At 46.2% G+C, this 12594-nt stretch carries 10 protein-coding genes; 4 read left to right on the plus strand and 6 right to left on the minus strand.

The annotated features are described in order from the left end of the window. The first annotated feature begins 24 nt into the window (after window positions 1–24). Window positions 25–1404: an argininosuccinate lyase gene (gene argH / locus DXA13_RS09120; RefSeq protein WP_118243646.1), complete on the plus strand. Its 1380-nt coding sequence runs from the start codon at window positions 25–27 to the stop codon at window positions 1402–1404. Between the two features lie 259 nt (window positions 1405–1663). Here the strand turns inward: argH and DXA13_RS09125 are convergent, their stop codons facing one another. The 3 genes from DXA13_RS09125 to DXA13_RS09135 form a co-directional block, all read right to left on the minus strand. Beyond that, on the minus strand, window positions 1664–2776 hold the full coding sequence (locus tag DXA13_RS09125; protein WP_118243648.1) for an Ldh family oxidoreductase: 1113 nt from the start codon (window positions 2774–2776) through the stop codon (window positions 1664–1666). A gap of 68 nt (window positions 2777–2844) precedes the next feature. Continuing rightward, a complete protein-coding gene (locus tag DXA13_RS09130) occupies window positions 2845–4197 on the minus strand; it encodes a 2-hydroxycarboxylate transporter family protein (protein WP_181995590.1) in 1353 nt (450 codons plus the stop codon). A gap of 384 nt (window positions 4198–4581) precedes the next feature. Further along, window positions 4582–5445, minus strand: coding sequence for a LysR family transcriptional regulator (locus tag DXA13_RS09135; RefSeq protein WP_118243652.1), 864 nt, complete (start codon window positions 5443–5445; stop codon window positions 4582–4584). A 170-nt stretch (window positions 5446–5615) separates the two neighbouring features. On the opposite strand from DXA13_RS09135, the gene DXA13_RS09140 reads away from it, so the two are divergent. The 3 genes from DXA13_RS09140 to DXA13_RS09150 all read left to right on the plus strand — a co-directional run bounded on the left by DXA13_RS09140 (window position 5616) and on the right by DXA13_RS09150 (window position 9697). Then, window positions 5616–6698: a TAXI family TRAP transporter solute-binding subunit gene (locus DXA13_RS09140; RefSeq protein WP_118243654.1), complete on the plus strand. Its 1083-nt coding sequence runs from the start codon at window positions 5616–5618 to the stop codon at window positions 6696–6698. Window positions 6699–6761: 63 nt separating this feature from the next. Further along, window positions 6762–8657 carry a TRAP transporter fused permease subunit gene (locus DXA13_RS09145; RefSeq protein WP_118243656.1) on the plus strand — a complete coding sequence of 632 codons (1896 nt, stop codon included), beginning with the start codon at window positions 6762–6764 and terminating at the stop codon, window positions 8655–8657. Then, window positions 8654–9697: a lactonase family protein gene (locus DXA13_RS09150; RefSeq protein ID WP_118243658.1), complete on the plus strand. Its 1044-nt coding sequence runs from the start codon at window positions 8654–8656 to the stop codon at window positions 9695–9697. Before DXA13_RS09145 ends, DXA13_RS09150 begins: the two co-directional genes overlap by 4 nt. 132 nt (window positions 9698–9829) lie before the next feature. Here the strand turns inward: DXA13_RS09150 and DXA13_RS09155 are convergent, their stop codons facing one another. The 3 genes from DXA13_RS09155 to DXA13_RS09165 all read right to left on the minus strand — a co-directional run bounded on the left by DXA13_RS09155 (window position 9830) and on the right by DXA13_RS09165 (window position 12432). After that, window positions 9830–10477 (minus strand): L-2-amino-thiazoline-4-carboxylic acid hydrolase, encoded by a 648-nt coding sequence (locus DXA13_RS09155; protein WP_118243660.1) that lies wholly within the window; start codon window positions 10475–10477, stop codon window positions 9830–9832. Window positions 10478–10589: 112 nt separating this feature from the next. Then, a complete protein-coding gene (locus DXA13_RS09160; protein ID WP_118243662.1) occupies window positions 10590–11168 on the minus strand; it encodes a TetR/AcrR family transcriptional regulator in 579 nt (192 codons plus the stop codon). Window positions 11169–11724: 556 nt separating this feature from the next. Continuing rightward, window positions 11725–12432, minus strand: a complete 708-nt coding sequence (locus DXA13_RS09165) for a Bax inhibitor-1/YccA family protein (RefSeq protein ID WP_118243664.1) — start codon at window positions 12430–12432, stop codon at window positions 11725–11727. Between the last annotated feature and the right edge of the window lie 162 nt (window positions 12433–12594).

Consider the following 12594-nt stretch of genomic DNA (forward strand, 5'->3'; position numbering starts at 1 on the left):
AAAAAGAAAGAGGAGAGATGAGAGATGAAATTATGGGGCGGACGCTTCACTAAGGAGACCAATCAGTTGGTACACAATTTTAATGAATCCCTTTCATTCGACAGAAAATTCTATCACCAGGATATCGAAGGCAGCATTGCGCATGTGACAATGCTGGCAAAGCAGGGGATTTTGAGCGAAGAAGATAAGGACAAAATCATAGCGGGCTTAAAGGGCATCATGGACGATATCGAATGCGGAAAACTGGAGTTTACAAGGGAACACGAAGACATTCATTCCTTTGTTGAGGCCCATCTGACGGAACGGATCGGTGAAGCGGGCAAACGGCTTCATACTGGAAGAAGCCGCAATGACCAGGTAGCTCTGGACATGAAGCTTTATACGAGAGATGAGATCGGTGAAATGGACGGGCTGCTGAAAAAACTGCTTTTCGAACTGCTTGCCATTATGGAAAATAATCTGGATACTTTTATGCCTGGTTTTACTCATCTGCAGAAGGCGCAGCCGATTACTCTGACCCATCACGTTGGCGCTTATTATGAAATGTTCACACGCGACCGGTCCAGGCTGCACGATATTTACGAGAGAATGAATTACTGCCCGTTGGGATCAGGCGCTCTTGCAGGCACGACGTATCCGCTGGACAGAGACTATACGGCAGAACTTCTGGGATTCTACGGTCCTACATTAAACAGTATGGATTCCGTGTCCGACAGAGATTATCTGATTGAATTTTTGGCGGCGCTTTCTATCATTTCCATGCATTTAAGCCGGTTCTGTGAAGAAATTATCATCTGGAATACAAATGAATACCGTTTCGTGGAACTGGATGATTCCTACAGCACGGGCAGCAGCATCATGCCTCAGAAAAAGAACCCGGATATCGCAGAGTTGATCAGGGGAAAGACAGGCCGTGTTTACGGGGCTCTTATGTCCCTTTTGACCACTATGAAGGGAATTCCTCTGGCTTACAACAAGGACATGCAGGAAGACAAGGAACTGACCTTTGACGCCATCGATACGGTGAAGGGCTGTATTTCCCTTTTTACGGGAATGGTTTCATCTATGAGCTTCCGTAAAGATGTTATGGAAGCCAGTGCGAAAAACGGCTTCACAAACGCTACGGATGTGGCCGATTATCTGGTAAATAAGGGCGTACCGTTTAGGGATGCCCATGGAATATCAGGCCGCCTTGTATTAAGGTGTATTGGCAAAAACTGTGCTCTGGACGATCTGTCTTTGGAAGAATTCAAGGCGGAGAGCGAGGTATTTGATCAGGATGTCTATGAAGCAATCAGCATGAAGACATGCGTGGAAAAGAGAAATACGATCGGAGCGCCTGGAAAAGAGGCCATGGAAAAAGTAGTTAAGATTTACAGAGACAGGCTGGAAAACGAGAAATAAGCGAAAAAAATGTTCTATACTTTCTTCAAACAGGATGGGCGGCGTCCGTAAGAACATGCGGCATTACTCTGGGAGCGGCCACTTCCGGTGATGTATTATTTTTTTCCTGCCACAAATAAAACCTCCAAACGAAGTGATTTCTTTCACATCAGTTTGGAGGTTTATATAATTTTTGGGGGATAGCCCCAGGAACGTGCCGGTTACCGTTTAAATCCTTTTGGCTTTATCTTCTCTTTGCAACAGAAAACTTGTAATGGTACTATTTTTCAAATACCACATTCCCTGCATTATGTCCTATTTCGATTTCCATGTCTCCAAGGATATCCCTGCAGGGAACATTTCTCTTCTGGCATTCGAGGTACAGGCTCTCCTGAATGTTTCCGCTGATCAGAATTCCATGTTTCCGGCTGGCTTCCGTCTTCCGGTCCTCCGGTTCTCCCGGCATCAGGATTTCATCGACTCCCGCTGCTTTTGGAAGGGCTTTTAGTCTTTTATAGTAAATATCCATCTTCTTTTTATATTCGTCCATGCTCATGAACATATCGGCTTTCATAATAAACATGATATGTCCCAGATTCTGCGGCTCATCGAAACGGTAATACAGGCTGCTGACATCGCCGGCATAATTGGAACCTGTATACATACCCGCCAGCATATCCATCAGCATTGCCAATGCAGCTCCTTTCGGCCCTCCAAAGGGCAGGCAGACGCCTTCGAACGCTTTTTTCGCATCTGTCGTAGGATTTCCCTCACTGTCGAGTGCCAGGCCTTCGGCAATCGGTTCGTTGTTAATCATGGCAACGCGGATTTTCCCTCTTGCAGTTTTCGTCATCGCCATATCCAGCACATAGGCGGGACTTTCATATCCCCCGGCCATTCCGGCAGCAAACGGCGCAGCGCCCAGAAATACGGTGCGCCCGCCGCAAACCGGAAGGGCAGGACTTGAATTCGTATAAACCATACAGCAGTAGCCGGCCTCTACGGCCTGCTTTACATAGAGGGCGGCCATGCCATAATGGGTGCTGTGGGTACATCCGACCATTGCGATTCCCGTTTTTTCCGCCAGTTTGATTCCTTCTTCCATTGCTTTATGAGCGACCAGAAATCCCATTCCATCATCGCCGTTAACGCGTAAGACGGCAGAAGCAACCTGTTCAACCTTAATGTCTGGAACCGGTTTAACACATTTACATTCCATTCGTTTTAAATACATCGGTATCCTGGATATGCCATGGCTGTACAATCCCCTCATATCGGCAGCCACAAGGTCTTTTGCAATGACGGCGGCATCTTCTTTTCTCATGCCGCCGGTCAGCAGCAGCCGTGTCCCAAGATCAATTAATTCGCTTTCAGTGAATCTTCTTTCTTCCATCAATTATTCCCCTTTTCTAATATTATTCTTTATTACGGTTTTGCGCTTTCCCTGCGCGTAACTGTTTTTCAGCCTAAAAACATTCCGAACATGATGCTTGCAATTACTAAAATGATAGCACCGCCGAGACGTGAAGATATCTGGGCATAAGAGATCAGTGACATACGCTTTGAGGCGCCGAGGACGGCAATATCGCCGGAACCGCCTCTGTTTGCCATGCATAAACCGGCTGAGATACCGGCTTCGATCGGATAAAATCCAACCAGCCAGCCGACGACAGCCGAACCGATAAATGCACCTATCACAATAAGTCCTGCAATAATTACGTTAGGTATGGTCAGAGCCGACAGCATTTCATTAAAATTGGTCAACGCCATGCCGACAGCTAACATCTGAAGCCAGAGCAGGTTGCTTCCAAAAAAACTTTGCAGCCTTTTTGCGCCCTGCTTCATATTGGCAGGGATCAGATTGAATACGTTGCTGAGAGCTACAAATACAATCATATAGGCGTATGTATGAATCTTAACCCCGAGAATCGTGGGCAGCAGAACCTTGGAAAACAAAGTGCCCATCATATAAAAAGTACATGCGAGAGCAAGCCCGGCGCCGATATCTCCTAGTTTTAGTTCTACCTTTTCTTCTGGCTGGTCTGCATTAAAATCCATGTTGCCTTTTAATAATTCACCGTTTCCCGTCCAGCCCGGCTTTACATTTCCGATTTTGTTGAGAACAGATGCTGTAAAGATACATAATATATTTGCAATTGTCAGGATCGGCAGAGCAAACGACAGGAATTTCTCAGCTGATTCACCGGTAGCGGAGGCATAGATTTCGGCCATTGGAATGGCTCCTGCGCCGGTTCCGCCGCCCATGATCGGGAGCATATATAATGTGAGAATTTCTACGGGTGACTTGCCGAACAGGAGACCGGCAAGTACACCGCATACGGATGCCATCGCGATTCCTCCGATAATTGCTGGAAAATATCCCGTAAGCGCCCGAAGCAGCAGCTTCCGGTTAATCGCCAGTACGCTTCCTGTAATCAGCACGGATACAAAAAGGTCAAGATAACCGAATTCATCGAAGAAATGAATGACGAGATCGATGGTCTGCCTGGGCATCCATTCGTAAGTGTAGATCAGTCCTCCGACCAGAAATGCCAATATGGCGCCGCCGCCGATATACTCATTCCATATTGGTATTCTGTCTCCTGCTTCACCTAAAACAGCGCTTAATACTAATAAAACGGCCAGTGCTGCCGGAAGGCTGAAGGGAACGACATTTAAATAAATACATGCAAGAACAACAATCAGCATTGCCGCATATAACGGCCATGGAATACTGTAAATTGCAGGCTTTTTTTTGGAATCTGCATTATGGGCCAAATGCCCGGTTTCTTCTGATTTCGTTGGTTTTTCCACGGGAAACCTCCTCTTTTTGCTGTGATTATTTTCGAAATTCAATAAACGTTTATTCATTCATCTTCAGCTGCTTCGGGCGGCAGGCCATGTAAGAAAATACGCCGTCCGGATCAGCTGTTAGACCCATTATAATAATCATCAGGCACAAAGTAAAATCGCTTTAATGCATATTGCACCATACAAAAAAGCCATGATATTACAGGGAGACTGCAAAAAAATAACCTGCACGCTCCGCGCACAGGTCGTCGTATTCAAGAAAAAGAAGAGGGTGTTGAAAAGTCGAATCCGCATTACCGCCGATACCAGATTTCGTTCCAGGCGGTGGCTAAGTCACTGCATCTGGTATTGGCGGCAATGTTCTATTCCTTTTTGCAACATCCTCTATTAAACTGCATATTTGTCTTTAACAAAATCTACGAAATGCCTCAGGATTGTGTTATTGAGGTTTTCACGGTCGTAGACCAGCCATGTCTTGCGGGTCAGCTTCGAGCCGTCCTTAAACGTCATGGGTATGGAGTAGAGATGTTCATCTTTAAAAAAGTTGTGATCGGAAAAGATTCCATACCCTAAATTATGCCGGATCATTTCCAGGCATGTCTGGCCGTTGTTGACTTTCATCCATATATCAGGGGAAGCGGTAAAATGCTGCCGCCACCACTTGTCCGTAGCCTTGATAATCGTAGGTTCCTTCGAGTAGTCGATCTGCCTGAGTTTAGGAAGATCTTCGATGGCTATCGGGGTATTGGATACAATATAGATCTGCTCTTCGGAAATAAACAGCTTTTCCAGGCGGGTAGCAATATCACCTCTTACAAAACTGGCGTGGAGTTCATGATTTTCCAGCTGTTTTAATAGTTCACTGCTTAAATCAGTAGTTATTTCCAACTTAATTTGGGGAAAATCTATGGTGAAATTTTCTATAATTTCAGGAAGAAGGTAACGGACCAGGGAATTGGGGGCGCCAATGTGTATGGTACCTGTTCTTCCCCCGTTCATCTCTGCAATCAGCTGATGGACTTCATCGATCATGTTCAGTATCCGTTCCGCCCGTTTAGCAATCAATTCTCCCTCTGGAGTAAAAGAAACCCCCTTCGTGCTGCGGGTAATCAGAGTGATCTGAAGCTCCTCTTCGATAATCTGAATTCGCTTCGTAAGGGACGGCTGCGTAATAAATAGAAGATTGGCCGTCTTTGTTATATTTTTTGTCGCATGCAGGGTGGATATGATCTTCCAGTCAAAGTCTCTCATAAGTACCTCGGGTTCTGTGATTTTGCCATATAGTATTATTAAAAGATTATAGTTTTTTGGAATACTTGTCAATAGAATAAAGCAATTTTACATATGGCACAGGATTAGTTAGACTAAAAACAGCAAATAAACAGGGAGGACAGCCGACCAATAAAAGAAAGGGGAATAACATGAAGAAACAAATATTTATGGGGATTTTAGCAGTTACGACAGCGCTTGCGCTGGCTGGCTGCGGCGGAAGTACAGGTGTTTCGGCCCAGAACGGCAGCGCTTCTGGAAATGCAGAGAAAAAAGCGGAAAACGGCGGGAGCGATCATGCTGCTGAGGGAGAAACGATCCAGCTGACCTTTGCCGGAGGTAATTCCAGCACGGAGGCGTATACATACTGGGTAGCCGTCAATAAAGCGGTGAAAAGCATACACCCGGAACTACAGATTACAACGGTAGATGCAACAGGAGGCTTTGATATCGCTCAGAGGCTCAGAGCCGGTTCCATTGACGCCGGCAATGGGGTATCCACTTCTGATTATGAGAGCTTTGCAGGCACGGGCTCATTTGAGGGACAGCCGTATGAGGACCTGAGAATTATGTGGTACTATACGGAAAGCCCCATTAACTTTTGTGTCGATAAGTCCCTGGGGCTTAAATATGTACATGAATTAGACGGAGTAAAAATGCACCCGGGCGGAACGGGATCTGCAAATACGCTTCTCGTAATGAATGCATGTGATGTACTGGGAATCAAACCGGATTGGTTTGAAGCGAGTTCTTCTGATGGAATCGATGCGGTGATGAACCGTCAGATCCAGGGGGCGGCGAGAAACGGCGCGGCGCCGGACAGCCAGGTAGTGCAGATGCAGAGTGCGGTTGAATTGAGTTTCCTATCCCTTACGGATGAAGAAATAGAAAAAATACAGGAGAAATATCCATACGTACTGAAAGCCGTTATTCCGGCAGGCTCCTATGAAGGACAGGATGAGGACTTTTCCACGATAGCTACCTGTCAGGGGGGAATTGCGACACCGAGCCTCACTCAGGAACAGGGATATAAATTTATCAGCGCGATGATGTCGGAAGAAGGCCGTTCTTCCTGGGAAGCAGCATATCCTAAGGGGGGAAAGGCGGATGTAATGGAACTGACGCTAAAGACGGCCAGAGCGCCGCTTCATGCAGGTACGGTTCAGTATATGGCTGAACAGGGGATTGAAGTCCCGGAAAATCTGATTCCGCCGGAATATGTGCCTGTGAAATAAAGACAACTGGGGCGGTGCCCGCAGTTTTGATATTAGAAGAGAGGACAGGTGTAGGGAAGAATAATGAGAAAATTATCAAAAGCATGGCGGAACTTCATTACGATATTCTCCGTCCTTCTTGTAGGATTTCAGATATATACGGCAGGATTTGGAATATTGGACGACGCGCTTCAGCGGAGCATCCACCTTTCGTTCGTATTGACGCTGTGTTTTCTGCTAAAACCGGCTTCTAAGAAGCAGGCGTTGGATAAAGTGCCTATTTACGATATTCTGTTCAGCATGATAGCCGCCGCAGCGTGTATCTATGTGGCGCTTATGAATAAAAAATTAGTATGGAACCCACTTGTATGGATGAATCCGATGGACAAGTTTTTTGCATTTGCCCTGTGCATTCTCGTATTAGAGGCGGGCAGGCGAACCGTAGGATATGTATTTATCGTAATGGCGGCCATTTTCCTGGGATACGGGCTGTTCGGCCCCTATTTTCCGGGAATGTGGAAGCATAAAGGTTTCACGCTGGACATGATATTCCAATATTTCTACCATACCACAAACGGCGTATGGGGAACGATGACAGGACTGTCGGCCAATCTTTTGGCGATGTTCGGTATATTTGGAAGTATGCTGAGTGAAACAGGTGGTGCAGAAACATTTATTAAAATCGGGCAGAAGGCCGTAGGAAAGACGATCGGTGGAGCGGGAAAAGTTGCACTCGTAGGCAGCGGGCTGTTCGGAATGATCTCCGGCCAGCCGGTAGCAAATGTGCTGGCTACAGGCTCTTTTACCGTACCGATGATGGAGCGGGCCGGCTACAGCAGGGAATGGACGGCATCGACCGTGGCGATCGGTTCTACAGGAGGGCAGATTATGCCTCCGATTATGGGAGCCGGCGCGTTTATCATGGCACAGATCATCGGCGTAAAGTATTCCGACATTGCAAAGGCGGCTATTTTTCCGGCATTTTTGTTCTATGCAGGAGCGCTGATCGCCATCCATTACCAGTCCAAGCGATATGGGATCAGGGGAAGCGAGGCACAGGTAAATGAGAAGATTTCTGCCAGACAATACGTGACGATTATAGCCCCAATCGCTATTTTCCTGTTCTTTGTCATTAACAACTATTCCACGGTACTGGCGGCCTGCTACGCATCTGTGATCGGATTTCTTCTATATCTTCTGTGTTATGTGCCGTGGAAGGAAGGCGCAGGCGCAGCTGTTAAGGTTACGGGAAAATCCTTTCTGACGATCTGTGACGAGAGCGCCAAGGCGATGATTTCCATGACATGTCTGATGGTCAGCGCTCAGGTTGTAATTGTATTTATTAACTTCTCCGGTTTTGGGCTGAAGCTTTCCGACCTGATCGTTTCTCTGGGAGCGGGCAATCTGTTTATCTGCCTGATTATGGCGATGATCGTCTGCATCATTTTAGGAATGGGTCTTCCAGCCACAGCAGCCTATGTAATCGGAGCGGCCGTCCTCGTTCCGCCGCTGGTACAGCTGGGTATTACCGTAATGGCAGCTCATATGTTTGTATTTTACTATTCCGCACTTTCTAACATTACTCCGCCAGTCTGTTCGGCTGTTTATGTCAGTTCGAGCCTGGCGAAATCCAACTGGTTTAAGACGGGAATTTTATCCTGTATGATCGCACTTCCGGTTTTCATCATTCCATTTGCATTTGTCTACTGCAACGGACTTCTGCTTATGGCGGGAAGCTCCGCAGGAAATACAATTTTTGCCTTTGTTTCCGCATCCATCGGCGTCTATGCAGTTTCCATAGGAGTAGCGGGATTTAAGGAAAGAACTTTCAGTAAGTGGGAGCAGGCCGTCTGCATTCTGGCCGGTGCCGTGATGGTAACGCCTTTTGTTATACCATCGGTAACTGCGATCGTTATTTTCATGGTATTATTGATATATGAGAAGAAAACGGCAGGAAAAAGAACGGAGGCGGTCACATGAGTTTGGCATATATCGGCTGCAGGACGACGAGAGAACGGAATGCGAGAGGAAAAGGGATCAGCGTTTACAGGACGGACGGCCAGGCAGGGGGATGGGAACTGATTCAGATCATGGAGCATGAAAACAATCCCTCTTGGCTTTGTTTTGGTAAAGAAAAAAATTTTTTATATGCGGTACACGGCGACTTCACGGAGGTCAGTTCCTACAGAATTGACGACAGCACTGGAGAACTGACTTACCTGAATACGGTTTCTTCCGGCGGCAAAAATCCGGTGGCTTCCATCACGGACTGGACAGGGGAGTATCTGTTTGTGGCTTCTCTGCAGGGCGGAACGTTGAGCACGTTGAAGATCAGGGAAGACGGCAGCCTCACACAGCCTGTTTTTCGCGTTCCGCTGGCAGGTATGACAGAAAACGGATTTTCCCACGCCCATCACTGCGTGCTCGACCGGACAGGAAAGTATCTGTTTGCAGCGACTCAGGGCAGGGGAAAAGGATATGGAGCGGTTTATCTTTTCCGTATACTGGAAGACGGAGAGTTAAAACAGCTGCAGCGGTTTGATATTGGTGACGATAAGGAGCCCAGGCATCTCGTGGTGCAGACGGATAACAGGCATATTTATGTGCTGAATGAAAAGGGAAACAGTATTTATGTCCTTAGGTTTTACGAAGTGGAGGGGAAGCTGGAATATCAAAGCGCCGTATCCACACTCCCAGCTGATTATAAGGGGGAGAGCCAGGCGGGAGAAATCCTTCTCCATCCGTCTGGAAAATACGTGTACTCGACGAACAGGACGCATAACAGCGTGGCGGCCTTCCGTGTTTTGGAAGACGGCGGCCTGGAAATGACAGGGTGCATTTCCTGCCGGGGCGATATTCCGAGATTCATGACGTTTGACGTGGAAGCAAAGAATATCCTGGTTGCCAATGAGGAAAGCGACACGATTGAACTGTTTCACATCGACAGCGAAGACGGAAGTCTGAGTTACACGGGAAAGAATATCAAAACCGAGAGTCCCGTGTGTATTATATTAAAATAAAAGAAACGGCATCAAAACATGCCGTCAATACCGGATACAGCGCCTTTTGGCTGCTTCACCCCCTGGAAGGAAGTCCGGTTTTGACGGCATTGCTGTGCCCTTCACCGATATATTTCATTATACGATCCGTGATTATACGGTCCGCCGGAACTTGAAATCGCACAGTTCTCCGCCGGTTCCTAAGGTTTGGATTCTTATAAACGTAATGCCCGGCAGATGTCCGTAAGCGTACTCATCATTTTGACAAAATATGTGTACCAGCTCTGGGCAGCCTTCCTTTTCGCAATAAAACTGATAGGGGCATTGGGTGATGTTAAATTCCAAAGAACGCCTGTCGTTTTTAAGAAATTCCTGGCGGAATCCGGCTGCCTCCCCAAATAATGTTTTGACGCCTCCTGAAAACATCTTTAAAAAGATTCCTTTCATTCCCGGCATACTCACAATCTTTGAATAAGACTTTCCCTTCTTGCAGGAAATCTCTGCGGCTCCCTTTTCCAGAATCGCCATAGGGGAATCAATGCCGTGCTCCGTCAGCGCTTTATAAAAGGCAATGACAGGAAAAATATTGGTATAAGTGTGAAACTGTTCTTTCTTTAAAAGATGGGGATATCGTTCTTTGAGGACGTCAAATATAAGCACTGCCGTATGAATAATTTCAGCCGATTGATTGATACCTAATAAGGACTCCAGTTCCCGTTTATATGTTACTGCGTACCTGCTTTTGAAAAGGATATGTTTGCTATTGATATCATTCATTATATTACTCATCGTATTTTCCATATTGTGATCTCCCTATTCTCTTCATTAACGAATGAATTTTATTCATTGTTATCCTTTTAATAATCCCAGATGAAAGTGCTGTTGAATATTGCCTTTATCTGGGACGGCTGTTTTATAGTTTCAACAATTCAATCAGACAATTTTGTATCCGCTGTGTCTTTTCATCGCTATCCATACTTGGATCCATTAGGATTCCGATCTGCCCAAAAACGATGAAATAGGCGGCGGCCTTCAAATCGGACAGCTGTATTTCTCCGCCCTCAGCCGCCGCTTCTAAAAGTCCGGTTACAATAGGAAGTAATTTTTGCCCAACTAGGAGGAAGAGCTGGTCGTGGAGCTTTCTATTCTCTGCCTTATGAAACAGCTCAAACAGATCTGGCCGCCCCTTTTCGGCAGATCCTTCAGTCATCCCCCGGCCGCTCATCGAACAGATCAATTCCTTTAAAGTCTTACCTTCCAGGTGATAATGGCGCAGATTTTCTCTGACAATAAAATTCGCATACTCCTCAATCGCAGCGTCATAAATTTCTTCCTTGGAAGAGTAATAGCGGTAACAAAGTCCCTGAGAAATACCGTTTTCGGCCGCAATATCCGAAATGGACGTTTTGTCATATCCCTTTTTGGCAAAAACGTGTATGGCGGCTTCCAGAATCTCCCGTTTGCGATCCTCCGGATTTTTTATTATACGCATATGATAAATTCTCCTGTTTATTCTGTATTAAGAAACATACGGTCCTATATCTGATTATATCACATGCATGGAAGATTGTAAATGAATGAAATTCATTCTATAAATACATGAATAAAGAGTTCCGCAAGTGAAACTCTCACGCCTGCGGCGGGTCGCTTCAGCGACTTGATTCCCTTCCGCCGCAGTGACCTCGCTGCGTGCGAGGCCGCACTCCGCTGGGTCAGACCCTGTGCCTCCATAGCGGAGCGTTTTTGCTTTCTAGGAAATCATACACTTTAACACTTTACAATAACAAGGTCTTTCCTAGAAAGGAACAAAGAGTTCCGCAAGCGGAACTCTCGCGCTGAGCGCGGTCGCATTAGCGACATAATTCCTTTCGCGCGAATGCGCCTCCATAGCGGAGCGTTTTTGCTTTCTAGGAAATCATACACTTTATCACTTTACAATAACAAGGTATTTCCTAGAAAGTAAAAAAGAGAGCGCTGCTTTTCGCAACACTCTCTAATCTGATTCGGTGACCTGCACCCTTCGTGAACAGGTTATCATTTCATAATATTTATTTCTTTCTGCCAAGAATTCTAATTAAGTACAGGAACAGGTTAATGAAATCCAGGTAGAGCTGAAGAGCAGAAAAGATTGACGCCTTGGCAGCCATCTCCGGATTGGAACCGTAATAAGCATGGTATGCTTTAATCTTCTGGGTATCGTATGCTGTGAACACCAGGAAAATGAAAATGCCGATTGTACATACGATGGTTTCAAACTGGCTTAAATTGATAAACATAGAAAGAACCCAGAAGGCGATGAGGAAGAGAAGTCCTGCGGTCAGGAACGGACGAATCCGGCTGAAATCTGCGTTCGTTACATACCCCAATACCGCCATGATTCCGAAGAACAGAGAAGTTGCGGCGAAAACCAGGATCAGGTCAAGCATTCCGTAAATCAGAAAGTACGCTGAAAAAACAACTCCATTTAACATGGAATATAGGAAGAACAGGACTTTCGCAGTAAGTACGGACATCTTCTGGATTCTGGCGGACAAATAAATGACGACTACCAGCTCAACGCCGGCCAGAACAAGGTATGCATATGGGATTGTGAATACATAAACGATTGTCCGGGTGGCATATCCGAAGTAAGCAACCAGGAACGTAACCAGCAGTCCGGCGAACATCCAGCCGAATGTCTTGGCTGTATATTTGCCGAGGGTCTCCGCTGGGGTATCATATGCCTGGCTGTAGAATTGTTGTGTGTTATTTTCCATAAAAAAACCTCCTTTAATATTTGAGATTATTTTATCATAGCCGCACAGCGGTTATGAGCCTCCGGCGGATTTTGACATACGGATTTCCGAGGTGAACGCAGAAATCGGCATGCGCTGATAAAATATCGCTATGTGGTTATTTTATCATAGCTGCGTCAGGAA

It is taken from the genome of Clostridium sp. AM58-1XD (genome assembly GCF_003464085.1).
In the GTDB taxonomy this organism is placed as follows: Bacteria; Bacillota; Clostridia; order Lachnospirales; family Lachnospiraceae; genus Lachnoclostridium_A.